Raw genomic sequence first — 25,000 nt, 5'->3', positions numbered from 1 at the left:
GAGGGAAGGAGGGGAGGGGAGGGGAGGAGGCTCAGCGGGCGAACCGGTAGGAGAACGCGCCGAGATCGGGGTCGTTGAGCGGGCTGCCGCCCCAGAGCCAGTCGTACGAGAGGTCGGACTCGCCGTCGAAGTCGCGCCGGAGCTTCTCGTCCCTGGCGCGCTGCTCGGGTCCGTCGGGGAAGTGGTAGAAGGTCTTGTTCTGCAGCGAGGCGTCCTGGACCATCCCGGCGTGCTTGGCGCGCCGGTCGACATAGCGCCGCAGCGCCCCGTCGATACCGGCGGACGTGACCGCGCCCAGTTCCTCGGCGAGCACGGCGGCGTCCTCCATGGCCTGTGAGGCGCCCTGCGCCTGGTAGGGGAGCATCGCGTGGCAGGCGTCGCCGAGCAGGGCGACCCGGCCGTCGAGCCACACCGGGTCGCGGCGCCGGTGGTACAGCGCGAAGCAGGACACGTCCTCCTTCGCCTTGGACAGCATCGCCGGGACCCGGTCGTCCCAGCCGGGGAAGGCGTCCACGAGGTCCTGCGCGGTGGCCGCCACGGACCACTTCTCGGCGACCTCGTCGGTGCAGGGCACACAGGCCACGATGTTGAGGAACTCGCCGCCGCGGATCATGTAGTGCACCAGATGCCGGTCGGGTCCGTACCAGATGGTGGACTGGTAGCGGTCCACCAGCCAGCGCGTCGCCGGGTCGGCGGCGATCAACTCGCCCGGTATCAGGGCGCGGTAGGCCATCTCGCCGGAGAACCGCAGGGTGTCAGGGGCGCCCATGAGGTCGCGCACCGCCGAGCGGATGCCGTCCGCGCCGATGACGAGGTCGGAGGCGAACCGCCGCCCGTCGTCGGTGACGGCCACCGGGCGCTCGGGGTCCGTGCGGTCGAGCTCGGCGACCTTGCTGGCGGTGTGCAGCGCGACGACCGGTCCCGGGCCCGCCGGGTCGACGCAGGCGTCCATCAGGACGCGGTGCAGATCGGCCCGGTGGTAGTGCCAGTACGGCGCGTTGAACTGGTCCTTGCAGCGCTGACCGAGGGAGGTCAGGCCGATGACGCTGCCGTCCTTCCAGCGCCGCCGCACCTGGTCCAGCGGCTCGGTGTGGATGGCCTCCAGCTGCCGCCGCAGACCGAGTCCGAGCAGGATCCGGCTGGCGTTCGGCGCGGTCTGGATGCCCGCGCCGACCTCGCCGAGCTGCGGCGCCTGCTCGAGCACGGTGACGCGAAGACCGCGCTGCCGCAGCGCGAGGGCTGCGGTCAGGCCACCGAGGCCGCCTCCGACGACGCTGACTTCGTACGACTGACTGGACGCCACACTTCCTCCATCTTCCTTGTACCTATGGGCTGTTGGCGCGTGCGCTGTTGGCGCGCGGGTCAGCGCTCGGTGAGCCGGCCGCCCGTCACGACCTCGGTGTCGTCGACCGTGACCGTGCAGCCGCGCATGGCGATGTCGAGGTGTGCGTACGACTCACGCCCGAGGACCGGGTGGGGCCCGGTGGACCACAGGAAGTTCCCCGCGAAGGCGCGGGCGTCCATGCCCATCAGGTCGTCCTTGCCGTACATCGCGGTGGCGAACCAGTCGGCGGTACGCATCAGGCCCCAGCCCATGTGGGAGAGGCTGCGCGCCCACTGGTCGTCGGCGTCGTCGAAGAACGTCGAGAGCAGTTCGGCCTCGGCGCCGCCCGACACCTTCTCGATCTGCCCGCCCGCGATCTGCAGGGTCACCGGCTGACGCACGTACTCCTTGAAGGGCAGCAGGATGTCGCCCTCGGAGAGCACGATCTGCCCGTCGGAGATCTCCGGCCAGCACAGCACCATGGTGCTCGGCCAGTGGTCCCAGCGGCCCGGGTCGTCGGCGAAGCCGCACTGGAACTCGGGCTTGGAGCCCGCGAGTTGAACGGTCAGGTCGGTGCCCGCGTCGGAGGTGACGCGCATGACGGAGGACTGCTTGAGCAGCCGCACTCCTTCGAGCACCTCGTCCTTGTCCGCCTCCTTGGGGAGATTGCGGATGAGGACGTCGGGCGCGTCGCAGACGAAGATGATGCGGGTGCCCGCGCGCAGGATCTCCTGCTGGACCGGCGCGTGGATGAAGCCCTCGCGGGTGAGGTCGACGACCAGGTCGGCGGATTTCAGCAGGTCCTGGGCGGTGGAGTCGTTGAGTACGGAGACCAGGCCGGGGCCCGCGCCGGTGTGGGTGCTCGGCATCGGCGCGGGGCTGCCGCCGGGCACGGTCGCGGCGATGACATGGGCGCCGCAGGCCTTCGCGGCGCCGAACGCCGCCGCCACGTAGTCGCCGCGGCTGCCCGGTTCGGAGAGCACGACGACGTGCTCCGACTCGCTGAGCTTGCACAGGCGCAGTTCACGGGTGAAGGCGTCGAGCAGATCGACGGACGAAAGATCGAACACGGGAATCCCTTCTTTCGGGCTGCCGGGGGCATGCGGGCATGCGGGCAGCACGACTCCGGACACATCGTGCGAGGGGGACGGCGGATCTATGGGGCAGCGCGGGCAGGCCTCACTGGCCCGCCGTGCAGGGTCTGAACTGCGGATATGAGGCGGTGGGTGGTCGCCCCGACTGAGATAATCCGAACACGTACGATCTGCCTTGGCAAGGGGTCGCGCACGGAGTTAACACGGGTGTTTCTCGCGAGGGCGAGCGCGCCCCGGGGCGGCCCGCGCGGCGGTTCCGGTTCCGTGTGGAGGCGGGCAGGGTCGTGGGCGCCGACATCGGGCCGCACAAGATGGGTATTAGCGTGGGGGCCACGGGAAAGCACAATTCACCGACAGGATCCGAGGTGCCCGGCCGATGGCAAGCCGCAGCGAGAGCCGTACCCAGCTCGTCGAGTCACTCATGGAGCGGTTCCCGCAGGTGCCCAGAGAGGCGGTGATCAAGGAAGACCTGCTCAGGGGCGGCATCGCCTTCGACGAATCGGCGCTCAGTGACAACGAGGGCGGCGACGTCAAGCCGAAGTCGTACTTCATCTTCTCCTTCGACCACGGCACGCTTCCCGAACTCGGCGCCGCGGCCCTGCGCCGCCCGCCCGAGGAGATCGTCCTCACCGGCGGTCCGTACGACCTGCGCCGCACGGTCGTCTCGGTCCGCGTGAACCCGTCATCGCCGTACCGCGTGGCGGCCGATGACGACGGCGTACTCGGTCTCTATCTGGACGGCGTGCGGATCTCCGACGTGGGCCTGCCGCCGATGCCGGACTATTACCGGCACACCTTGGAGAACGGCAAGTCCGTGATGGAGGTGGCGCCCACCATCCAGTGGGGCTACCTCATCTACCTGACGGTCTTCCGCGTCTGCCAGTACTTCGGCGCCAAGGAGGAGTGCCAGTACTGCGACATCAACCACAACTGGCGCCAGCACAAGGCGGCGGGCCGCCCCTACACGGGTGTGAAGCCCGTCGACGAGGTCCTCGAAGCGCTCGCCATCATCGACAAGTACGACACGAACAAGTCCTCCACGGCGTACACGCTGACCGGCGGCGCCGTCACCTCGAAGGTCGGCGGCAAGGACGAGGCCGACTTCTACGGGCAGTACGCGAAGGCCATCGAGGAGCGCTTCCCCGGCCGCTGGATCGGCAAGGTCGTGGCGCAGGCGCTCCCCAAGGCGGACGTGCAGCGCTTCCACGACTACGGCGTGCGGATCTACCACCCCAACTACGAGGTGTGGGACCCGTATCTGTTCGAGCGGTACTGCCCCGGCAAGGAGCGCTATGTCGGCCGTGACGAGTGGCACCGCCGCATCCTGGACTCCGCGGAGGTCTTCGGCCCGCGCAATGTGATCCCGAACTTCGTGGCGGGCGTGGAGATGGCCGAGCCGTTCGGCTTCAAGACGGTCGGCGAGGCCATCGACTCCACCGTCGAGGGACTCCAGTACTTCATGTCGCGCGGCATCACCCCGCGCTTCACCACCTGGTGCCCCGAGCCGACGACCCCGCTGGGCAAGGCCAACCCGCAGGGCGCGCCGCTGGAGTACCACGTCCGCCTGCTCGAGGCGTACCGCGCGACGATGGAGGCCAACGGCCTGACGTCGCCGCCCGGTTACGGCCCGGCGGGCCCGGGGAACGCGGTGTTCTCCGTCTCCTCCTTCATGGACAGCCTGCCCGCCGAGGAGGCGGCACCCGAGAGGGTCTAGGGGGCAGCCCCCAAGAGGGGGCTAGGGGGCGGCCAGCGCCGACAACAGCCGTTCGGCCTCCGCCGTCACCGAGGTGAGGGCGGAGGCGGGATCGGGCGAGCGGGCCAGGAGCATGCCCGCCTCGCACAGCGCGCCGAACATCATCTGGCAGCGCACGTCCAGATCCCCGTCGCCGATGTGCCCCGCGGCCGCCGCGGCACGCATTCCGCCGGTCAACACCCGCAACGTATGGGCGTATTCGATCGCGCGGACGGTCTCCCAGCCCAGGACCGCGGGCGCGTCGAGCAGCACGATCCGCCGGAATCCGGGGTCGAGGCAGTGCTCGAGGAAGCGGCGGCAGCCGCGCCGCAGCGCGGACCAGGCGTCGGGTTCCTCGGCCGCCGCGCGTTCCAACTCCGCCGCGATCTCCTCCTGTTCGCGGACGAACACCGCGTGGAAGAGGTCCGCCTTGCCCTCGAAGTGGTGGTAGGCCGCGCCTTTGGTGACCCGGGCGTCGGCAGCCACGGCGGCGATCGAGGTCGTCGCGTACCCGTCCCGGCCGAAGAGCCGCTGCGCCGCGGTGATCAGCTGCGCGGTGGTCGCGTCGGAGCGTTCCGCCTGGGTACGGCGGGCAGTTGGGCGCGCGGGCGGGGTCACGGTCGGCTCCTCTTGACGAACATACTCAGGGTACGTAGGTTCCGCACCAGTTGCATACCTTCGGTATGGAAGCGAGTTGAGCATGACAAAGTCGCTCTTCGCAATCTACGGAGCTTATGGCCACACCGGACGCCTGGTGGCGTCCGAACTCCTCGCCAGAGGCGAGGAGTTGCTCCTGGTCGGCCGGGACGCCGAGGCGCTGCGCGCGCTGGCCGACGAGCTCGACGCGGGGGAGCGGGTGCGGACCCGCACCGCCACCGTCGACGACGCCACGGCACTGCGCGAGGTGATGACGGCCGCCGACGTCGTGATCCACTGCGCGGGCCCCTTCGCCGCCACCGGAGCGCCGGTCGCGGCCGCGGCCGCCGAGACCGGCTGCCACTACATCGACCACGCCCTCGAACCCCACCACGTGAAGGGCGTCTTCGACACCGCGCAGGCCACGGCCCAGCGCACCGGCGCCGTCATGATCCCCGGCCTCAGCTTCTACGGAGGTCTCGGCGACCTCCTGGCCGGGGCGGTGGCGGACGGCATCGCGGGCATCGACCGGATCGTCATCGCGTACGCCGTGCACGGCTGGCGGCTGACCACCGGCGCCAAGAACACCGCGAGTCACCTCTTTGCCGAGACCGAACGCCTCACCTTCAGCGACGGCGCACTGCACGCGGGCTACGTCGAGCCCCGCAGCGCCGTCTTCCCTTTCCCGCCTCCGCTCGGCCCGCGCACGATGATCGCGCCGTTCCCGTCGATCGAGGTCGTGACGGTGCCCCGCCACGTCCCCGTCCGCAACGTCGACCTGATGCTGAGCAACAGTGCCTTCGAGACACCGGACGCCTTCGAGAGCGAGCACATCGGAGCGGCGGAACGGGCGGGCACCGACTTCACCATCGCCGTCCAGGCGATCCGGGAAGGCGAAGGGGGCGGCGCGGCCGGGCAGTTGACGGGCCACGATCTGTGGCGGGCCGGGGCGCTGGCCTCGGTGGAGGCGGCGGTGCGGATCGCCGAGGGCAGGGGGCCGACGAAGACCGGGGTGCTGGCGCCCGGCGAGGCCTTCGCGGCCGAACCCTTCCTGCGAGACCTCGAACGCCTCGGCGCGTTCACCCTCACCCTCGACACCGGCGAGAAGGGACGGGGCGCGCCATGAGCGGGTCGGGTGGTGCACCCATCCTGGTCACCGGGGCGGCAGGCGGTCAGCAGGGCTCCACGGGCCGTCACGTCGTACGGCTGCTCCGTGAGCGGGGACACGCCGTCCGGGCCTTCGTCCACACCGACGACGAACGTGCCGCCGGGCTGCGGGAGTTGGGAGCGGAGGTGGTGGTCGGCGACCTGCGGGAGATCACCGACGTGCTGGCGGCGATGCGCGGCGTGCGCCGCGCCTTCTTCACCTATCCGGTCACCGACGGCCTCCTCGAGGCGACCGGCGCGTTCGCGGCCGCGGCCCGGCAGGAGGGGCTCGAACGGGTCGTCGAAGTCTCCCAGTTGGCGGCCGCGCCGGACGCGGGTACGCCGAGGATGCGGCAGCACTGGGTCGCCGAGGAGGTGTTCGACTGGGCGGAGGTCGGGGCGGTCCACCTCCGTGCCGGGGTCTTCTTCGAGAACCTGGACTTCCTGGTGCGGGCCGGGGGCGGGAGCGAGCTGGCGATGCCGCTGGGGCCGCCGGAGACTGTGCTTCCGCTGATCGCGGGGGAGGACGTGGCGCGGGTGGGCGCGGGTCTGCTGGCGGATCCGCTGCCGGTGGTCTCTTCTCCCCTGGTGCTGCTTACGGGGCAGGTGCTGTCGGTGGCGGAGGTCGTGGAGACGTTCGGCGGGGGCCTGAAGTACGTCGATGTCCCGCCGGTGGAGTGGCGGGAGCGGGCGATGTCCCTCTACGGGGACGCGCATGTGGTGGCCCACCTGGACAAGTTGTGGGAGCTGTTCCGGCTGATCGGGGCGCACCACGAGCTGTATCGGGTGACGGAGGCGATCGAGGGGTTCGGGGGGAGGGAGCCGGGGACGTTGCGGGAGTTTGTGCGGGGGCGTTCGGGCTGAGGTTCCGCCCTCTCGAAGCTCCGCCGACGGCCCCCTCGGGGACGGGTGCCTACAGCGTGCCCGGAAGCCGGACCGTGACGAGGAGACCGCCGGCGGAGCGGGGGACCAGGTCGAGGGTGCCGTCGTGCGCGCGGACGACGCTGTGCACGATGGCAAGGCCGAGGCCGGCGCCGGCGTGCTCGTCGGTGCGTACGCGTTCCGTTCCGCGCCGGAAGGGTTCGGTGAGCGTCGGTACCAGTTCCGGTGGGAGCCGACGGCCCGTGTTCTCGACCCGCAGCATGCTCGTGTCGCCGTGCGCCTCGGTGCGGACCGTCACCGTGCCGCCGGCGGGGAGGTTGTGGACGACCGCGTTCTGGACGAGGTTCGTCACCATCCGCAGCAGGAGCTCCGCGGAGCCGCTGGTCCGGGCCACCCCGCCGGTGACGTCGAGTGTGATCCGGCGCTGTTCGGCGAGGGGAAGCAGCGTTTCGGCGGCTTCTTCGGCGATGAGGGAGAGGTCGACGCTCTCGCGGGTGAAGTTTCCGCGGTCGCCGCGGCTGAGCAGCAGGAGCGCCTCGGTGAGGTCGATCGCCCGCGTATTGACGGCGTGCAGGCGTTCGATGAGTTCGCCCCGGTCCCGCGTGGGGTCCTTCCGGGCGACGTCGAGGAGCGTCCGCGAGATGGCCAGTGGGGTGCGCAGTTCGTGGGAGGCGTTCGCGGCGAACCTCTGCTGCTCGGCGACATGGGACTCGAGTTGTCCGAGCATCGAGTCGAACGCGTCGGAGAGCTCACGGAATTCGTCCTGCCGGCCCTTCATGCGGATCCGGTGGGACAGCGACCCGTTCCCGGCCGTCCGTGCCGCATCCGTGATCTGCGCGAGCGGTGCGAGCATCCGGCCGGCGAGGATCCACCCTCCCCCGAGGCCGAGCACCAGCAGGAACGCCAGTACCGCTGCCGCCCTCGGAGCGAAAACTCGCAGGAGGCTGGACCGGATGGGAAAGACACCATCAGGCATGGGGGCGCCGGTGGATCCGGGGATGATGAGCGCACGCTCGGGGACGTAACGCAGGAGGAACACCCACACCGCCGCGAGCAGCAGGACGCCGGCGAGCGTGAGGAAGCCGGCGTAGCTGAGCGTGAGCTTGAGGCGAACGCTCAACCCGGGCGCTCTGTCCACGGACTCCTCCTCCACGGACTCCTCCTCCACGGACTCCTCATCCACGGACTCCTCCTCCACGGACTCCTCCTCCGCCAACTGCTCCTCCCTCACGTCCGGTGCCGGGTGCTGTGTCGATGCGATAGCCGACGCCCGGCACCGTGGCGATGATCCATGGTTCGCCGAGCCGTTTGCGCAGTGCGGAGACGGTGATGCGTACGGCGTTGGTGAGGGGGTCGGCGTTCTCGTCCCAGGCCCGTTCAAGCAGCTCTTCGGCGCTGACGACCCCGCCATCGGCGGCGACGAGGACCTCAAGGACGGCGAACTGTTTGCGGGTGAGCGCGACGTAGCGTCCGTCGCGGAAGACCTCCCGGCGGAAGGGGTCGAGCCGCAGGCCCGCGATCTCGCGGACCGGGGGCCGGGCGTACGCGCGTCTGCGGTCGAGCGCCCGCAGCCGCAGGACGAGCTCGCGCAGCTCGAACGGTTTGGTGAGGTAGTCGTCGGCGCCGAGCTCGAACCCGGAAGCCTTGTCGTCGATCCGGTCGGCGGCGGTGAGCATGAGGATCGGGATGCCGCTGCCGGAGGCGACGATGCGCCGGGCGACCTCGTCGCCGGAGGGGCCGGGGATGTCGCGGTCGAGGACCGCGAGGTCGTAGGAGTTGACGCCGAGCAGTTCCAGGGCGGAGTCGCCGTCGGGGGCGATGTCGGCGGCGATCGCCTCGAGCCGCAGACCGTCACGGACGGCTTCGGCCAGGTAGGGCTCGTCCTCCACGATCAGTACGCGCATGCCTGAAGCCTAGGCAGCACGGCATATCGCCGACGTATGCAAAGACGTGTGCAAAGACGTAGGCAAAGACGTGTGCAAAGAGGTACGTAAAGACGTGTACACACCGGACAGGTGACTCAGCCCGCCGGTGCCGGCGCGGGGCGAGTCCGGTCCGACGCCGCCGGCACCGCTGTGCGCCACCAGCGGCGCGACGCAAGCCCGGCCAGCACGGCGCCAGTGGCGTTGACCAGCACGTCGTCCACGGACGACACCCGGTCAAGCTGCAGGACGTACTGCGCGGTCTCGACCAGGACCGAGCAGCCAGCCCCGAGGGCCAGGATCCGCGGCACGGACGCGAGCGCCGCGAACCGCATCGGGGCGAAGAACCCCAGAGATGCGAAGACCAGCAGGTTGCCGACGATCCCGAGCGTCCCCATCGTGACCAGGTCCCGCAGCGGTACCAGGCTCACCCGGGCGGGGACGACGCCGGCCCCGGCGCCCGGCATCAGGGTCAGCCACAGGAACGGCACCGTCCCGTGCACCATGCCCACCTCGGCCAGCGACATCCGCCACGCCGCCGTGACGCCGGCGCCACGCCGACGTCGCGCCAGAGCCCACGCCACCAGCACGGCCAACGGCAGCGCGACCAACGTCATGAGCACCACTCCGTTGAACGTGTCGAAGCAGCCGTGCCACCGCCCGGCCACGCACATCGGAGCGGACATCATGAGCGGCCCGCGCACGGCGAACGCGGCGAACACGGCGCTCGCGAAGCCGAGGATCACCAGGCAGGGGAGCACGATCCTGCGCTTGCGGCGGGGCGGTTCCGACAGGGATGGGTTGTGGCTCATGTCCCCATGGGAGACGCGGGGCCGTTGTGGTGGCGTATCCGAATTTCGATACACCCGCGATACAGGGAATGAAATGATCGATCAAAACAGCAACCCGTACCCCACCCCACCCCTCGGAGGAACCGTGCCGCAGAACCCCGTAACCGTCATCACCGGCGGCAGCCGCGGCATCGGCGCGGCCATCTGCACCCGCCTCGCCCGCGAGGGCCACCACATAGCCCTCGGCTACCACTCCGACGCCGAAGCGGCGGAGAAGATCGCCGCCGCCGTCCGCGAGGCCGGTCGCCGCTGTGTCACCGTCCGGATGGACACCGCCGACGAGGCGGACGTCGACCGCCTCTTCGAGACCGCCGCCGCGGAACTCGGCCCGGTCACGGGACTGGTCAACAACGCCGGGGTCGGCGCCCCCGTGGGCCCCCTCGCCGAGGCCGACGCCGCCGCCATGCGCCGCGCACTCGAAGTGAACGTACTCGGCTATCTGCTCTGCGCGCGGCGCGCGGTCCGCGACATGACCCGCACCGGCGACGGTGGCGCCATCGTGAACATCTCCTCCGCGGCGGCGACCCTCGGCGCCCCGGGCGAGTACATCCACTACGCCGCCGCCAAGGGTGCCGTCGACACGATGACGGTCGGGCTCTCGAAGGAGGTCGCCGCGGACGGCATCCGCGTCAACGCCGTCGCCCCGGGCGTCATCTGGACCGAGTTCCACGCCGACCCCGAGCGCCCGGCGAAGCTCGCCGCGGGGATCCCGCTGGGCCGCTCGGGTCAGCCCGAGGAGATCGCGGCCGCCGTCTCCTGGCTGCTCTCGGACGAGGCCTCCTACGCGACGGGCACGATCCTGCGCGTGGCGGGCGGAAGGTGAGCGGAGGTGGGCGGAAGGTGAGCCGAGGGGGCGGAAGATGAGCCGAGGGTGAGCGGAAGGTGAGCCGAGCGGTACGCGCCCCCGCGCACACCGCACTCCCTACGCTTGGCGCATGATCCGCGAATCCGCACGTATCGCCCCGGACGTCGTCATGCGCCCCGCCGCGCTGGAGGACACGGACGGCCTTGCCCGCGCCCGGCTGCGCAGCCGCGCACACCTCGAGCCGTGGGAGCCCACCCGGCCAGAGGACTACTTCACCCCGCAGGCGCAGGCCGCCCGGCTCCGTGCCCAGTTGGAGGAGTGCGAGGCCGGGCGGGCGGCGCCCTGGGTGCTCGACCGGGAGGGGGACATCGTCGGCACCGTCACCCTGTCCGCCATCTCGCTCGGCCCCTTCCGCAGCGGACTCCTCGGGTACTGGATCGACGTGGACCACACCGGCCGCGGCCTCGCCTCCGCCGCCGTCACGCGGGCCTGCGCGTCCGCCGACGGCGAGCTCGGCCTGCACCGTGTCGAGGCGGGCACCCTCCTCGACAACGTGCCCTCGCAGCGGGTCCTCGCCAAGTGCGGCTTCGAGGAGTTCGGTGTCGCGCCGGACTACCTGCACATCAACGGTGCCTGGCGCGACCACCGGCTCTTCCAGCGGATCCTCAACGACCGCCGGCCATAAGGCGACTCGGCCGCTCAGACGATGTCCTCCGCGATCTCCGCCTGCTCCCGTTCCGATCCGTACGCCGACGGTGTGCTGTAGGAGCGGCGCGCCACGAACCACCACACCGTGGCGAGGATCAGCACCACAGCGAGCGCGATCGACGCGTAGTTCATCGTGTCGGCCGTGACGGGCGAGACCTGCGGCAGGCAGAACAGGACCGTCACGAACGCCACCCAGAGCACCGCGATCCAGCCGATCGGCCTGCTCCAGCGGCCCAGGTTCCACGGGCCCGGCTCGAAGCGGTCGCCCGCGCGAAGCCGCAGGAAGATCGGGATGGCGTACGCGGGCGTGATGCCGATGACGTTGATGGCGGTCACCGCCGTGTACGCGGTCGTCGAGTACAGGGACGGCAGCGCGATCAGCGCGGCGAGGCCCACCGAAAGCCACACCGCGGGCACCGGAACCTGCGTGCGGGAGCTGACCTTGCGCCACACCGCGGAGCCCGGCAGCGCGTTGTCGCGGCTGAACGCGAACACCATGCGGCTCGCGGCGGCCGTCTCCGCGTTGCCGCAGAACAGCTGCGCCACGATCACGATGAGCAGCAGCGCCGTCGCCCCGGACTCGCCGAGCGCGTCGATCATGATCTGCGCGGGCGGCACACCGGTCTCGCTGCCCTGCGTGCCCGCGTAGTCCTGGATCGCGAAGGTCAGCCCGGCCAGCAGGATGAAACCGGCTATCCACGAGGCCCAGATGGCGCGCACGATGCCGCGCGCCGCGGACACCGACGCGTTGGAGGTCTCCTCCGACAGGTGCGCGGACGCGTCGTATCCGGAGAACGTGTACTGCGCGAGGAGCAGGCCGATCGCCGTGACGTAGAGCGGGTTGTCCCACCCGGTGTCGTTGACGAACTCGGTGAAGACGAACGACGGCGACTGGTGGTGGTCCGGCACGATCGCGAGGACGCCCACGATGACGGCGACACCGGCCACGTGCCACCACACGCTGATGGAGTTGAGCAGACTCACCAGACGTACGTTGAACAGGTTCAGGACGGCGTGCAGGAGCAGGATGCAGAGGAAGATCAGGAAGGTCTTCTCCGGCGTCGGCGTGAAGCCGAACTGCAGGTTCAGGAACGCCCCGGAGAACAGCGCGGCGCCGTAGTCGATGCCCGCGATCGCGCCGAGCAGGCCGAGCAGATTGAGCCAGCCCGTGTACCAGCCCCAGCGGCGGCCGCCGAGCCGGTCGGCCATGTAGTAGAGGGCCCCGGACGTGGGGTACGCGCTGGTGACCTCGGCGAGCGCGAGGCCGACGCAGAGCACGAAGAGGCCGACACCCGCCCAGCCCCAGAGCATCACGGCGGGGCCGCCGGTGCCGAGGCCGAAGCCGTAGAGGGTCATGCAGCCGGACAGGATGGAGATGACGGAGAAGCTGATGGCGAAGTTGCCGAAGCCGCCCATCCGGCGGGCGAGGACCGGCTGGTAGCCGAGCTCTCTGAGTCGCTGTTCCTCGTCTGGCAACGGGGTCGAGGCCGGGGCTGGGCTCGACGACCAGGTGGTGCGGGACACGGATGTACCTCCGTCGGGGAGCGGGGACTTGGGGAGCGGGGTGGTGCTGCTTCGATGGGCCCGGCAGGGAACCTCGGGCCTCCTCGGGCCTCAGCCCGGATCTCGTACGGCGCTCAGACAGCGGTCACGTGCCTGGACGAACACGTCGGCCGCCGCGTCCGCGTCACCGGGTGCCTGGGTGCGGTACGTCCACGGGGCCACGGTGTAGAACGGGTCGAGGACCGTGAACACCCGTACGGCGTCGTGGAATTGGTGCGCGCCCCATAACGCGTGGGCCAGCTGGTTGAGGTCGAGGAGCGAGGTCGCCGCGGGCAGCGTGTGCTCGAACCACAGGTGCAGGGCGCGCTGCGCGGAGCGGGTCGCGTCGTCCCCGATCCAGTGCAGGTCGAGGGCGCGCTCGCCGCCGCCCTCCTTGCGGTACCGCTCGACGCGTACGTACAGGGGCAGTACGTGGAGCGCGGATCCGGCCGGTGCCGAACCGGCCGCCCAGTGCGCGAAGTTGACCGCTTCGGTCAGTGGTCCCGAGGGTCGACGCGCGTAGGCGAACTGCAGCATGCGGTGGTAGGCCTCGCGATTTCCGGGGTCGCGCTTGTCGGCCTCGGCGAGGAGATGCCAGGGGCCGGGGAACAGCATCGGCTCCGGGGCGGGGGCCCGGTGCTCGTCCCACCGCTGGCCCTTGTCGAGCTGCGCCAGGGCCAGCAGGCAGACCCACGGCACGGGATCCTCGGGCGACGCGTCCGCCGTGGCGCCGCACGCCGCGGCCGCCTCGCGCCACAGCTCGTTGGTGTGGCGGTGCCCGGCCCGGTGGGCGCGCAGCGTCCGCTCGACGAGCACCCTGGCGTGCAGCACGGCGGCCGCCTCGCTGAGCGGCTCCTCTTCCCGCCAGGTCCTGACGACGTCGGAACCGGCGACGGCGGCCGCCAGGATCTGCGTGCGCTGCGTCCACAGACCCCAGTCGGGCGTCGCGTCGAGCAGGTTCCGCGTCGACACCCAGCGACCCGTCTTCAGGTCCTGGAGCACGGCGCGCAACTGTTCGTCGTGGCCCGCCGGGTGATACACGGGGCGGCCTGACGGCATGGGCATGGGTCCTCGGTGGGGGCGGATGACGGAAGGGCTGATGGTGTGAACTGGCCCGCTGCACAACGATGGTGCTCGGCGGTCAGTGTAGATCTGGATGTTCCGTTTCCATGGCGGTTCATGGATATTTTGGGATCGATTTGTGGTCAACTCGGCGCGCCGGTTGGCAATTTCGGGTCTCTTCGGAGGGGAAGTCAGGGCGGAAGAGGGACCCTTGACGCCCTCGTGGCCGCTGTAGCAGGCTTCCGCGGTGATCACGAATGGCAGCGCTCCGCGCGGCGAGGCCGTCCTCGCCATCGACCAGGGCACGTCCGGCACCAAGGCGCTCGTCCTCTGCCCGGAGCGCGGCGTGATCGGCTCCGGCACAGCGCCGGTGCGCCCGCGCCATCTGCCCGGCGGCCGGGTGGAGGTCGATCCGGCCGAGCTGCTCGCCTCGGTCGTCGAGGCGGGGCGCCGCGCCCTGGACGAGGCGGGGGGGCCGGTCGCCGCCGTCGGGCTCGCCAACCAGGGCGAGACGGTGCTCGCCTGGGACCCCGCGTCCGGCCGGCCGCTGACCGAGGCGATCGTGTGGCAGGACCGGCGCGCGGAACCCCTGTGCACGGAACTCGCTCCGTACGCCGATGAGTTGAGGGAGCTGACAGGGCTTCCGCTCGACCCCTACTTCGCCGCGCCCAAGATGGCGTGGATACGCCGCCATCTCACCCGGGAGGGCGTGGTCACCACCAGCGACGCCTGGCTCGTGCACCGGCTCACCGGAGAGTTCGTCACCGACGCGGCGACGGCCGGACGCACCCAGCTGCTCGGCCTGGACGACGTCGCCTGGTCGTCGCGGGCCCTCGACGTCTTCGGCCTGGGCGGCGAGCGGCTGCCGCGCGTCGTCGACGCAGCGGGCCCGGTCGGCACCACGAAGGCCTTCGGCCCCGAACTCCCGCTGACCGGACTGCTGGTGGACCAGCAGGCCGCGCTGCTCGCCCAGGACGTCACCGAGCCCGGCACCGCCAAGTGCACCTACGGCACCGGCGCGTTCCTGCTCGCCCAGACCGGCGCCCGCCCGCGCCGTGGCGACTCCGGCCTGGTCAGCTGTGTCGCCTGGCGGCTGGCGGGGGAGAGCAGCTACTGCCTGGACGGGCAGGTCTACACCGCCGCGTCCGCCGTGCGCTGGCTCACCGACCTCGGGGTGATCTCCGGGGCCGAGGACATCGACCCGGTGGGCTCGGCCGTGCCGGACGCGGGCGGCGTCACCTTCGTACCCGCCCTGGCCGGGCTCGCGGCGCCCTGGTGGCGCGGCGATCTGCGCGGCTCGATCACGGGCCTCGGCCTCGACACGGCCCCCGGTCACCTGGTCCGTGCCCTGTGCGAGGGCATCGCCGCCCAGGTCGTCTCGCTCGCCGACGCCGTGGCCGCCGACCTGGGCGAGCCCCTGACGAGCCTGCGCGTCGACGGCGGCCTGACCCGCTCGGCCCTGCTGATGCAGACCCAGGCGGATCTGCTCCAACTCCCCGTGGAAGTCTCGGCGTTGCCCGATGTCACCGCGCTCGGCGTGGGCGCCGTCGCGCGCCTGGGCCTCGACCCGAAGCTCGGCGTGCGTGACGTGGTGCCGAGGTGGCGGCCGGCCGCCGTGTACGAGCCGCGGATCGACGGCGGTCAGGCAGCCGAACGCCTCGCAGGCTTCCGCTCGGCGGTCACCGCGCTCCTGGACCGCGCGCCCGCGCCGTCGTCATGACCGCCACCACCGCGCCGTCGTCATGACCGCCACCACCGGGGGGTCGCGATGACCATCACCACCGAGGGGTACGCGATGACCGCCGTCACCGAGGGGTACGCGATGACCATCACCACCGAGGGGTACGCGATGACCGCCGCCATCGAGGGGCCGCGATGACCGTCACCGCCAAGGGTCCACTGCCGTCCGAGCCCTACGACGTGACCGTCGTCGGCGCCGGCGTGGTCGGCTCGGCCATCGCCCGCGAACTGGCCCGGCACCACCGGCTCCGCGTCGCCCTCGTCGAGGCCTCCGGCGATGTCGGCGACGGCACGTCCAAGGCCAACACGGCGATCCTGCACACCGGTTTCGACGCCGTGCCGGGCTCCCTGGAGGCCCGCCTGGTGCGCGAGGGGCAGCGCCTGCTCGCCGCGTACGCGGCCGAGACGGGGATCCCCGTCGAGCCGGTCGGCGCGCTGCTCGTGGCGTGGGACGAGGAGCAACTGGCGGCGCTGCCCAGCCTGTTGGACAAGGCGCGGCGCAACGCGTACACGGCAGCCCGCATCATCGACGCGGACGAGGTGCGGGCCCGCCAACCGCACCTGGGGCCCGGCGCCCTTGGCGCGCTCGACGTCCCCGGCGAGTCGATCATCTGCCCCTGGACGACGACTCTCGCGTACGCCACCCAAGCCGTACGCGGCGGAGTGGACCTGCACCTCAACTGTCATGTCGAGGACGGCGATCGGGAGGATTACCCGGGCGGAGGATGCCGTGAACTGGCCACGTCCCGGGGTGTCGTGCGCACCCGCTACCTCATCAACGCCGCGGGACTGCACGCCGACGAGCTCGATCAACGGAGCCTGGGCGATGGCGATTTCACCGTCACCCCCCGACGGGGCCAGCTCATCGTCTTCGACAAGCTCGCCCGCGACCTGGTCCGCCACATCCTCCTGCCGGTGCCGACGGCGCTGGGGAAGGGGGTCCTGGTCGCGCCGACCGTGTACGGGAACGTCCTTCTCGGGCCCACGGCCGAGGAGTTGGACGACAAGACGGCCACGGGAACGACCGCGGACGGGATCGACACGCTGCGCGCCAAGGGGGGACGGATCCTGCCCGCGCTGCTCGACGAGGAGATCACCACGGTCTACGCGGGACTGCGGGCCGCCACCGAGCACGACGACTACCAGATCCACGCATCCGCCGAGGAGCGTTGGATCACGGTGGGCGGCATCCGCTCCACAGGCCTGACCGCGTCCATGGCGATCGCCGCGTACGTCGTGGACCTGCTCGCCGAGACAGCGGGACCCGAACTCGACCTGACGCACGCCGGTGCCCTCGACCCCGTGCGCATGCCGAACCTCGGGGAGGCCTTCCCCCGCCCTTATCAGCGCGCCGACCTCATCGCGACCGACCCCGCCTACGGCAGCATCGTCTGCCACTGCGAACGCGTGACGCGCGGGGAGATCAGGGATGCCCTGATCAGCACGGTCCCGCCCGGTTCGCTCGACGGCCTGCGGCGGCGGACACGGGCGCGGGGCGGACGGTGCCAGGGGTTCTACTGCGGGGCCGCGGTGCGCGAACTCTTCGACGGATGGGGCGAGTCGGGGGCGGCGCGATGAGGCGGCAGCGGGCGGTCGACGTACTCGTGATCGGCGGTGGACCGGCGGGGCTCGCCGCGGCCGGGCGGCTGGCCACGGCCGGCGCGGGCACGGTGGAGGTCCTGGAGCGCGAGGAGCGGGCCGGCGGGGTGCCGCGCCACTGCCACCACCGGGGCTTCGGGCGCTGGGGAATGACGGGGCCGCAGTACGCGGACCGCCTCGTCGAGGCCGCCCTCGGCGCCGGGGCGGCCGTACGGACCGGGGTGAGTGCCACCGGATGGGCGGGGGAGCTCGCGGTCGAGACGACCGGGCCGCACGGCCTGGAGCGGATCACCGCGCGTGCCGTCGTCCTGGCCACCGGGGCGCGGGAACGGCCGCGCGCCGCACGCCTGGTGCCGGGGACCCGCCCGGCGGGCGTCTACACGACGGGTGAACTGCAACAGGCGGTGCACCTCCATCACCAGCGGATCGGGACCCGCGCGGTGGTCGTCGGGGCGGAGCCGGTGAGCTACGCGGCGCTGACCGCCCTGCGGCGCGCGGGCGTCGAGGTCGCCGCGCTCGTCACCGAGGAGAGGCGGCCGCAGGTGGGCCGGGCGCGGGCCGCGTCGGCCAGGCTGGGGCGCCGGGTGCCGCTCCTGACGGGCGCCACGGTCGTCGAACTCCTGGGCAGGGGACGCCTTTCGGGGGTACGGCTGCGGCACGCCGACGGGCGACCGGGGGCGATCGCCTGCGACACGGTGGTGTTCACCGGGGACTTCGTGCCCGAGCAGGAACTGGCGCGGCGCGGGGGAGTACCGCTGGACGCCGGGACCAGGGGCCCCGCCGTGGACGGGGCGTTCCGTACGGCTTCGCGCGGCGTGTTCGCGGTGGGCAACGTGCTGCACGCGGTGGAACCGGCGAGGGCCGCGGCGCGGGAGGGCGCGGAAGCGGCGGCCGCGGTGCGCCGCCATCTGGAGGGCGCGGTCTGGCCGTCCGCGGGGCTGCAAGTCGAGGCCGTCGCACCCCTGCGGTGGGTGGCCCCGAACCGTCTGGTGCCGGGTGAGCGGCCTGCCCCCGGGGCCCGCTTCGTGCTGCGTACGGCGGAGACCCTGACCCGTCCCGTCCTGCTGGTCACCCAGGACGGGCGGTGCCTGCACCGGGCGAGGGTGCCGCGCAGGGTGCTGCCCAATGGGGCGCTGCACCTCTCCGGGGCCTGGGTCGGATTGGTCGACGCGGCGGGTGGTGCGGTGCGGATCGGCCTGGCCTGAGCCCGGCGCTCCGCCGGAAGGCCGGTACTGAATCTGCGGGCTGGATGTGGCTGGTCGCGCAGTTCCCCTGCGCGGCCCCTCCGCGACACGGGATAGCTGCACTTCCCCCGGCGCCCACCCCCGACTAGACTCCAAAACTAGCAGTGCTAATTTATATCGTGAGACCACCATGTGAGATCAACCGTGACGATCCGGAGCCGTATCGTGCGCCCAGTCCACTTCGCCGCCGCCCGCCGCACCCCCATCGGCAAACTCCGCGGCGCTCTCTCCTCCGTACGCCCAGACGACCTCGCCGCCGCGGTCGTACGCGGGATCGTCGAGAGCACCCCGCAGCTCGACCCCGCCCGGATCGACGACATCTACTGGGGCGCCGCCAACCAGGCGGGTGAGGACAACCGCAATGTGGCCCGGATGGCCGCCCTCCTCGCGGGCCTCCCGGAGTCCGTGCCCGGCGCGACCGTGAACCGGCTCTGCGCCTCCGGCATGGAGGCCGTCACCGCCGCCGCCCGCACCATCGCCGCGGGCGAGGCCGACATCGTCCTCGCGGGTGGCTCCGAGTCGATGAGCCGCGCCCCCTTCGTGCTCCCGCGCCCGGACGAGGCCCTGCCGCACAAGATGGAGACCTTCGACACCCGGCTCGGCTGGCGCCTGGTCAACCCGGCGATGAAGGAGCTGCACGGGGTTCTTGCCATGGGCGAGACCGCCGAGGAAGTCGCCGGGCGTCACGGCGTATCCCGCGAGCGCCAGGACACCTTCGCCCTGCGCAGCCACCAACGCGCCACCGAGGCCCGCAAGAACGGCCACTTCGACGACGAGATCCTTCCGGTCACGCGGCCCGACGGCACCGTCGTCGACCTCGACGAATGCGTCCGTGAGGACACCTCGTACGAGAAGCTGAGCGGCCTGCGCCCCGTCTTCCGCAAGGGCGGCACCGTCACCGCGGGCAACGCGTCCCCGATGAACGACGGCGCGGCCGGACTCCTCCTCGTGAGTGAGGAGGCCCTGGACGAGCTCGGCCTCGAATCCCTCGGGCGGTACGTCGCCGGCGCCTCCGCCGGTGTCCATCCGGACGTCATGGGCATCGGGCCCGTGCCCGCCACCCAGAAGGCGCTCGCCCGCGTCGGCTGGTCCGTCGGGGACCTCCAGGAGGCCGAGTTCAACGAGGCGTTCGCGGCCCAGGCCCTCGCCTGCGTCGACGCCCTCGGCATCGACCCGGACCTTGTCAACCCGACCGGCGGCGCCATCGCGCTCGGCCACCCCCTCGGCTGCTCGGGCGCCCGCATCCTGACCACGCTGCTGCACCGCATGCGCCGCACCGGCGCCGGTCGCGGCCTCGCCACGATGTGCGTCGGCGTGGGCCAGGGCAGCGCGCTGCTCGTCGAGCGCGGCTGAGCCCGCGCCGACACCGGACCGCCACCGCGTCACCCCGCAAGACCGCAAGACCGCAAGACCGCAAGACCGCAAGACCGCAAGACCGCAAGGCCGCAAGGCCGCAAGACCGCAAGACCGCAAGACCCCAAGGCCGCACGGAAACGGAGCACCACCCATGGCCACGTTGTCCCTCGCCTCGATCCTCGCCGAGCCCGCCCGCCGCAGGCCGGACCACACCGCCCTCGTCGAGGGCGAACTCCGGCTCTCCTTCGGCGAGTTGTGGAGTCAGGCCCGAGCACAGGCCGCGGCGCTCGTGGGCCTCGGGGTCGAGCCGGGGGACCGCGTCGCCCTGATGGCGCCCAACACCGCCGCGTTCCCGCGCGCCTACTACGCGATCCTCGCCGCGGGCGGTGTCGTCGTCCCCGTCCATCTGCTGCTCTCCGCCGAGGAGGTCGAGCACGTCCTGCGGGACAGCGGCGCGACCCTGCTCCTGTGCCACCCCGCGCAGGCCGAGACCGGCAAGGCCGCGGCCGCCGCCACCGGCGTACGCATGCTCACCCTCGGCACGGACGGCGAGCTGGACACCCTGGCGCGCGAGGCCGAGCCCCTGCCGACGTACCTCACCCGGGAGGCCGACGACCCGGCCGTCGTCTTCTACACCAGCGGCACCACCGGCGTCCCCAAGGGCGCCGTCCTCAGCCACTTCAACCTGGTGATGAACGCGACGGTCTGCGCCTTCGACGCCCACGACGTGCACCGCGACGACATCGCGCTCGGCGCCCTGCCGCTCTTCCACGCCTTCGGCCAGACCGTCTCCATGAACGCGACCTGGCGCGCGGGCGCCACCCTCGTCCTGCTCCCGCGCTTCGACGCCGCGCGGGCCATCGCGCTGATGGCCGCGGAGGGCGTCAACACCTTCCACGGGGTGCCGACGATGTACGTGAACCTCGTGGCCGCCGCGGCGACCGCCGCCGAACTGCCCACGCTGCGGCTGTGCGTCTCGGGCGGCGCCTCGCTCCCCGTCGCCGTACTCGAACGCTTCGAGGAGGCCTTCGGCGTACCGGTCTTCGAGGGCTACGGCCTCTCCGAGACCTCGCCCACCGCCTCCGTGAACCAGCCCGTCTTCGGCACCAGGGCCGGCAGCATCGGCCACCCGGTGTGGGGCGTGGACGTGGAGATCGCCCGCGCCGAGGTCGAGGGGCGCATCGAGCTGCTGCCGACGGGGGAGCTCGGCGAGGTCGTCGTCCGCGGCCACAACGTCTTCTCCGGCTACCTGGGGCGTCCGGAGGCGACCGAGGAGGCCGTCGTCGACGGCTGGTTCCGCACCGGTGACCTCGGCACCAAGGACGGAGACGGGTTCCTGGCCATCGTCGACCGCAAGAAGGACGTCATCATCCGCGGCGGCTTCAACGTCTACCCGCGCGAGGTCGAAGAGGTCCTGATGCGGCACCCGGACATCGCGCACGCCGCGGTGATCGGCCTGCCCGACGACGTGCACGGCGAGGAGATCTGCGCCGTCGTCGTCCCGAGGCCCGGCTCGGACCCCGACGGCGCGGGGATCACCGCCTGGTCCAAGGAACACCTGGGCCGTCACAAGTACCCGCGCCGCGTGGAGTTCACCGAAGCGCTGCCGCTCGGCCCCAGCATGAAGATCCTCAAGCGGGAGCTGCGCGCCACCTACGGCAAAGCCTAGCCGTGTCGTCCCAGGGCGATAGTTGGGTCTAGCATCTGTTCCTGGCATGGACATATCGCTCTGGGAATTCGCCGCGCTCGCCGCGGCCGCACTGCTGGTCGGCTTCTCGAAGACCGCCGTCAGCGGGGCCAACACGGTCAGCCTCGCCGTCTTCGCGGCGGTCCTGCCGGCCCGCGAGTCGACCGGCGTCCTGCTGCCGATCCTCATCGCGGGCGACGTCCTCGCCGTCCTCACCTATCGCCGGCACGCCCACTGGCCCACCCTGTGGCGGCTGTTCCCGGCCGTCGCGGCCGGTGTGGTCGTCGGCACCGTCTTCCTGATGTGGGCCGACGACGCCGGCGTGCGTACGTCGATCGGGGCGATCCTGCTCCTGATGGCGGCCGTCACGCTGTGGCGCCGCCGGGCCGCCCCGGCGGACGAGGGGGACGCGGGGGAGTCGCCCGGCCGTGGCTCCCGGCTGAAGGCCCCTTCGTACGGCGTACTCGGCGGATTCACCACGATGGTCGCCAACGCGGGCGGCCCGGTCCTGTCGATGTATCTCCTCTCCGCGGGCTTCCGGAAGCTGAGCTTCCTGGGCACGTCGGCGTGGTTCTTCCTGATCGTCAACACCTCCAAGGTGCCGTTCAGCGTGGGCCTCGGCCTGATCGACGCGCACTCGCTGCTCCTTGACGCCGCGCTCGTGCTCTTCGTCGTCCCGGGGGCCTACATCGGCAAGGTCGCCGTGCACCGCATCAACCAGCGGCTCTTCGAGCAGCTGGTCATCGGCGCGACGGTGCTGGGCGGACTCCAGCTGCTGCTCCGCTGACGAGGCGCTTCCGGGCGCGACGTAGCCTCGGCACCATGCATGTGCTCGTCCTCGGCGGAACCACCGAAGCCCGCGCGCTCGCCGCGCGCCTCGCCACCCGGCCCGATGTCCGCGTGACCACCTCGCTCGCGGGGCGCGTCGCCCGCCCCGCCGCGCTCGAAGGTGACGTACGCGTCGGCGGGTTCGGCGGCGTGGACGGCCTCGCCGCCTGGCTGCGCGAGCACCGCGTGGACGCCGTCGTGGACGCCACGCATCCCTTCGCCGCCACGATCAGCGAACACGCGGTGCGGGCCGCGGCGGCCACCGGCGTCCCGGCGGTGCTGCTGCGCAGGCCCGGCTGGCGGCCCGCTCCGGGCGACCGCTGGCACGACGCGGGCTCGCTCGCCGAGGCAGCTGCCCTGCTGCCCTCGCTCGGCCGCCGGATCTTCCTGACCACGGGGCGCCTGGGCCTCGCCGCCTTCGCGGAGCCGTTCCTGGCCGAACTCCACTTCCTCGTACGTTCCGTGGAGCCGCCCGAGCCGCCGCTGCCCCACCACACCGAGATCCTGCTCGACCGGGGCCCCTACACCGTCGAGGGCGAGACGGCACTGCTGTGCGAGCACCGCATCGACGTCCTGGTGACCAAGGACAGCGGCGGCGCCGCCACGGCCGCCAAACTCACCGCGGCCCGCGCGCTGTCCGTACCCGTACTGATCGTCCGCCGCCCGCCGGCACCCGATGGCGCGCGCGAGCTGCCCGATGTGGCGAGCGTCCTGTCGTACCTCGGCGCTGACTGATCACACCTCGGCCTTGGCCGACGCGAGCGGCCGCTGACTCTCGGGTGACAGGCCGTGCTCCAGGTCCTCCACCAGGAGGCGCTTGGCGATCGCGTCGACCGCCCTGATGAGCTCCGCGTCGGCGGGACGGCCGCTGTCCTTCTCCACCTGCTCGCCCAGCCACTTCGCCCACGCCTTGCCGATCACTTCAGCCTCGCGCTCGCCCGCCCGGGTGTGCGAGAAGAGCATGCCGGAGCGGGTCAGGAAGCCCTCCTCGACCATGCGGTCGAAGACCGGCACGAGAACCTCGGGCGGCACCCGACGCCGCGCCGCGATCAGACCGAGGTTCGCGTGGCCCACCATCCGGTCGAAGAGCGTCACCTGCATCACGGCCCACGCGCCCGCCATGTCCAGACGGGTGTCGGCGTCCCTGATGACACGGCGCGCGGTGTCCATGCCGGTCTTGCGGATGATGTTCCCGACGGCCAGCTCGAGGACCTGGTCCGGGGTGCCGCTCGTCGTCGGCGACGCGAAGCCCTCGCCCATGTCCGCCGAACTCATCCGCGCGCTGTCCCGCAGCTGGACCTGCTTGAGGAACAGCGCCACCACGAACCCGATGAGCGCCACCGGCACCGTCCACAGGAAGACGGTGTGCAGCGTGTCGGCGTACGCGTCGACAATGGGCGCGGCCGCGTCGGACGGCAGATCGTGCAGCCCCTGCGGGCTCTGCGCCGCCTTGGCCACCACGGCAGGGTCCGCGGCGCCCGTGCCGGCTGCGGCGGCGACCCCGTCCTTGAGGTTCGGTTCAAGGGTGTTGGCGTAAATGGTCCCGAACACCGCCGTCCCGAACGAACTGCCCAACGTACGGAAGAAGGTCACCCCCGACGTGGCGGTGCCCAGATCCGCGTACGCGACCGTGTTCTGCACGGCGATCGTCAGGACCTGCATGCACAGCCCGATGCCGGTGCCGAGGACGAACATGTACACCGACTCGAGCCACGTACTGGTCTCGCGCCCCATCAGCGAAAGAAGAAACAGCCCGAGCGCCATCACCAGCGCACCCACGATCGGGAAGACGCGATACTTCCCGGTCTTGCTCACCACATTGCCGCTGAAGACCGACGCGATGAGCAGCCCGATCACCATGGGCAGCGTCCGCACGCCCGAGACAGTGGCCGAGTCCCCGTCCACGTACTGCAGATAGGTCGGCAGGAACGTCATCGCGCCGAGCATCGCGAAGCCCACGATGAAGCTGAGGATCGAGCAGACCGTGAAGACGGGGTTGGCGAACAGCCGCATCGGCAGCATCGGTTCGGCGGCCCGCGTCTCGACCACACAGAACAGCGCGAGCGCGACGGCACCGCCCACGAACAGCGCGATGATGGTGCCGGAGCCCCACGCGTACTGGTTGCCGCCCCAACTCGTCGCCAGGATCAGCGCGCTGGCCCCGATCGCGACGAACGCGATGCCGAGATAGTCGATGACGGGACGTACCGCCGATTTCACGACGGGGATCGTGCGGGCCGCGGCGATCACCACGACGATCGCGATGGGTACGTTGACGTAGAAGGCCCAGCGCCAGGTCAGATGGTCGGTGAAAAGTCCGCCGAGCAACGGCCCGATGACGGTGGCCACGCCGAAGACGGCACCGATCGCACCCTGGTACTTGCCGCGCTCACGCAGCGGGATGACATCGGCGATCAACGCCATCGACGTCACCATCAGACCGCCCGCGCCGATGCCCTGCAGGGCGCGCCAGGCGATGAGCAGCGTCATGTTCGTCGAGAGCCCGCACAGGAACGAGCCCGTGATGAACACGATCGCCGAGATCTGAAAGACGACCTTCCGCCCGAAGAGGTCACCGAACTTCCCGACGAGCACCGTGGCGACGGTCTCCGCGAGCAGATACGACGTCACCACCCACGACATGTGCTCGGCGCCGCCCAGATCCGACACGATGGTGGGCAGCGCGGTGCCCACGATGGTCTGGTCGAGCGCGGCGAGCAGCATGCCCAGCATGATCGTCACGAAGACGACATTGCGGCGGCGCTTGTCCAGGACGGGCGGGCCCTGCGCCGGGGCCTCGGCGGCCGGCTGGGCGGTGGTGGTCACACGGTCACCCTCACAC

The 25,000-nt window shown here is 71.6% G+C and carries 21 protein-coding genes; 12 read left to right on the top strand and 9 right to left on the bottom strand.

The features are described from left to right. Positions 1–31 precede the first annotated feature (31 nt). Positions 32–1,303, bottom strand: coding sequence for an FAD-dependent monooxygenase (locus E2651_RS04775; RefSeq protein WP_135329707.1), 1,272 nt, complete (start codon positions 1,301–1,303; stop codon positions 32–34). 59 nt (positions 1,304–1,362) lie between these two features. Beyond that, positions 1,363–2,394, bottom strand: coding sequence for a hypothetical protein (locus tag E2651_RS04770; protein WP_135329706.1), 1,032 nt, complete (start codon positions 2,392–2,394; stop codon positions 1,363–1,365). A gap of 400 nt (positions 2,395–2,794) precedes the next feature. On the opposite strand from E2651_RS04770, the gene E2651_RS04765 reads away from it, so the two are divergent. Continuing rightward, on the top strand, positions 2,795–4,132 hold the full coding sequence (locus E2651_RS04765) for a radical SAM protein (protein WP_135329705.1): 1,338 nt from the start codon (positions 2,795–2,797) through the stop codon (positions 4,130–4,132). Between the two features lie 21 nt (positions 4,133–4,153). Here the strand turns inward: E2651_RS04765 and E2651_RS04760 are convergent, their stop codons facing one another. After that, positions 4,154–4,768, bottom strand: coding sequence for a TetR/AcrR family transcriptional regulator (locus E2651_RS04760; protein WP_209446066.1), 615 nt, complete (start codon positions 4,766–4,768; stop codon positions 4,154–4,156). Positions 4,769–4,850: 82 nt separating this feature from the next. Between E2651_RS04760 and E2651_RS04755 the strand changes: the two genes are divergently transcribed. Beyond that, complete coding sequence (locus tag E2651_RS04755; RefSeq protein ID WP_135329703.1) at positions 4,851–5,912, top strand: saccharopine dehydrogenase NADP-binding domain-containing protein; 1,062 nt, start codon at positions 4,851–4,853, stop codon at positions 5,910–5,912. Further along, on the top strand, positions 5,909–6,796 hold the full coding sequence (locus E2651_RS04750; protein ID WP_135329702.1) for an NAD(P)H-binding protein: 888 nt from the start codon (positions 5,909–5,911) through the stop codon (positions 6,794–6,796). The genes E2651_RS04755 and E2651_RS04750 overlap by 4 nt, the downstream gene beginning before the upstream one ends. Positions 6,797–6,845: 49 nt before the next feature. On the opposite strand, the gene E2651_RS04745 is transcribed toward E2651_RS04750, so the two are convergent. From E2651_RS04745 to E2651_RS04735, 3 genes are all read right to left on the bottom strand, one after another. Next, positions 6,846–7,952, bottom strand: a complete 1,107-nt coding sequence (locus tag E2651_RS04745) for a HAMP domain-containing sensor histidine kinase (RefSeq protein WP_135329714.1) — start codon at positions 7,950–7,952, stop codon at positions 6,846–6,848. Between the two features lie 37 nt (positions 7,953–7,989). Continuing rightward, entirely contained in the window at positions 7,990–8,718 is a 729-nt protein-coding gene (locus E2651_RS04740; protein ID WP_135329701.1) for a response regulator transcription factor, read from the bottom strand. Positions 8,719–8,834: 116 nt separating this feature from the next. After that, positions 8,835–9,548 carry a VanZ family protein gene (locus tag E2651_RS04735; protein ID WP_135329700.1) on the bottom strand — a complete coding sequence of 238 codons (714 nt, stop codon included), beginning with the start codon at positions 9,546–9,548 and terminating at the stop codon, positions 8,835–8,837. A 124-nt stretch (positions 9,549–9,672) separates the two neighbouring features. Here E2651_RS04735 and E2651_RS04730 point away from each other — a divergent pair, with 124 nt between their 5' ends. Both E2651_RS04730 and E2651_RS04725 read left to right on the top strand, forming a co-directional pair. Beyond that, positions 9,673–10,410: an SDR family oxidoreductase gene (locus E2651_RS04730; protein ID WP_135329699.1), complete on the top strand. Its 738-nt coding sequence runs from the start codon at positions 9,673–9,675 to the stop codon at positions 10,408–10,410. A 112-nt stretch (positions 10,411–10,522) separates the two neighbouring features. Continuing rightward, positions 10,523–11,077, top strand: a complete 555-nt coding sequence (locus tag E2651_RS04725; RefSeq protein ID WP_135329698.1) for a GNAT family protein — start codon at positions 10,523–10,525, stop codon at positions 11,075–11,077. A gap of 14 nt (positions 11,078–11,091) precedes the next feature. Here the strand turns inward: E2651_RS04725 and E2651_RS04720 are convergent, their stop codons facing one another. Together E2651_RS04720 and E2651_RS04715 are read right to left on the bottom strand one after the other, a co-directional pair. Further along, on the bottom strand, positions 11,092–12,624 hold the full coding sequence (locus E2651_RS04720; RefSeq protein ID WP_167828693.1) for an amino acid permease: 1,533 nt from the start codon (positions 12,622–12,624) through the stop codon (positions 11,092–11,094). A gap of 90 nt (positions 12,625–12,714) precedes the next feature. Next, positions 12,715–13,701 (bottom strand): hypothetical protein, encoded by a 987-nt coding sequence (locus tag E2651_RS04715; RefSeq protein WP_245238576.1) that lies wholly within the window; start codon positions 13,699–13,701, stop codon positions 12,715–12,717. Between the two features lie 250 nt (positions 13,702–13,951). Here E2651_RS04715 and E2651_RS04710 point away from each other — a divergent pair, with 250 nt between their 5' ends. The 7 genes from E2651_RS04710 (at position 13,952) to E2651_RS04680 (ending at position 22,893) form a co-directional block, all read left to right on the top strand. Next, positions 13,952–15,424 carry an FGGY family carbohydrate kinase gene (locus E2651_RS04710; RefSeq protein WP_245238575.1) on the top strand — a complete coding sequence of 491 codons (1,473 nt, stop codon included), beginning with the start codon at positions 13,952–13,954 and terminating at the stop codon, positions 15,422–15,424. Between the two features lie 155 nt (positions 15,425–15,579). After that, entirely contained in the window at positions 15,580–17,022 is a 1,443-nt protein-coding gene (locus tag E2651_RS04705) for an FAD-dependent oxidoreductase (RefSeq protein ID WP_135329696.1), read from the top strand. Next, positions 16,995–18,248 (top strand): FAD-dependent oxidoreductase, encoded by a 1,254-nt coding sequence (locus E2651_RS04700; RefSeq protein WP_245238574.1) that lies wholly within the window; start codon positions 16,995–16,997, stop codon positions 18,246–18,248. Before E2651_RS04705 ends, E2651_RS04700 begins: the two co-directional genes overlap by 28 nt. 204 nt (positions 18,249–18,452) lie before the next feature. Continuing rightward, a complete protein-coding gene (locus tag E2651_RS04695) occupies positions 18,453–19,640 on the top strand; it encodes a thiolase family protein (RefSeq protein ID WP_135329695.1) in 1,188 nt (395 codons plus the stop codon). Between the two features lie 154 nt (positions 19,641–19,794). Beyond that, entirely contained in the window at positions 19,795–21,312 is a 1,518-nt protein-coding gene (locus E2651_RS04690; RefSeq protein ID WP_135329694.1) for a long-chain fatty acid--CoA ligase, read from the top strand. 46 nt (positions 21,313–21,358) lie between these two features. After that, entirely contained in the window at positions 21,359–22,117 is a 759-nt protein-coding gene (locus E2651_RS04685) for a sulfite exporter TauE/SafE family protein (RefSeq protein ID WP_135329693.1), read from the top strand. 35 nt (positions 22,118–22,152) lie between these two features. Next, complete coding sequence (locus E2651_RS04680) at positions 22,153–22,893, top strand: cobalt-precorrin-6A reductase (RefSeq protein ID WP_135329692.1); 741 nt, start codon at positions 22,153–22,155, stop codon at positions 22,891–22,893. Here the strand turns inward: E2651_RS04680 and E2651_RS04675 are convergent, their stop codons facing one another. Further along, on the bottom strand, positions 22,894–24,984 hold the full coding sequence (locus E2651_RS04675) for an MDR family MFS transporter (protein ID WP_135329691.1): 2,091 nt from the start codon (positions 24,982–24,984) through the stop codon (positions 22,894–22,896). Positions 24,985–25,000 lie beyond the last annotated feature (16 nt).

It is taken from the genome of Streptomyces sp. MZ04, assembly GCF_004684775.1.
Classification (GTDB): Bacteria; Actinomycetota; Actinomycetes; order Streptomycetales; family Streptomycetaceae; genus Streptomyces.
The sequence above is the reverse complement of the archived record's forward strand: the minus strand, read 5'-3'. Positions and strand labels throughout refer to the sequence as shown.

Bases quoted from the DNA above. Each gene is read 5' to 3' on its own strand.
- E2651_RS04765 (WP_135329705.1), top strand. From the start codon at position 2,795: ATGGCAAGCCGCAGCGAGAGCCGTACCCAGCTCGTCGAGTCACTCATG.
- E2651_RS04755 (WP_135329703.1), top strand. From the start codon at position 4,851: ATGACAAAGTCGCTCTTCGCAATCTACGGAGCTTATGGCCACACCGGA.
- E2651_RS04750 (WP_135329702.1), top strand. From the start codon at position 5,909: ATGAGCGGGTCGGGTGGTGCACCCATCCTGGTCACCGGGGCGGCAGGC.
- E2651_RS04740 (WP_135329701.1), bottom strand. From the start codon at position 8,718: ATGCGCGTACTGATCGTGGAGGACGAGCCCTACCTGGCCGAAGCCGTC.
- E2651_RS04735 (WP_135329700.1), bottom strand. From the start codon at position 9,548: ATGAGCCACAACCCATCCCTGTCGGAACCGCCCCGCCGCAAGCGCAGG.
- E2651_RS04725 (WP_135329698.1), top strand. From the start codon at position 10,523: ATGATCCGCGAATCCGCACGTATCGCCCCGGACGTCGTCATGCGCCCC.
- E2651_RS04715 (WP_245238576.1), bottom strand. From the start codon at position 13,701: ATGCCGTCAGGCCGCCCCGTGTATCACCCGGCGGGCCACGACGAACAG.
- E2651_RS04705 (WP_135329696.1), top strand. From the start codon at position 15,580: ATGACCGTCACCGCCAAGGGTCCACTGCCGTCCGAGCCCTACGACGTG.
- E2651_RS04700 (WP_245238574.1), top strand. From the start codon at position 16,995: ATGGGGCGAGTCGGGGGCGGCGCGATGAGGCGGCAGCGGGCGGTCGAC.
- E2651_RS04690 (WP_135329694.1), top strand. From the start codon at position 19,795: ATGGCCACGTTGTCCCTCGCCTCGATCCTCGCCGAGCCCGCCCGCCGC.
- E2651_RS04685 (WP_135329693.1), top strand. From the start codon at position 21,359: ATGGACATATCGCTCTGGGAATTCGCCGCGCTCGCCGCGGCCGCACTG.
- E2651_RS04680 (WP_135329692.1), top strand. From the start codon at position 22,153: ATGCATGTGCTCGTCCTCGGCGGAACCACCGAAGCCCGCGCGCTCGCC.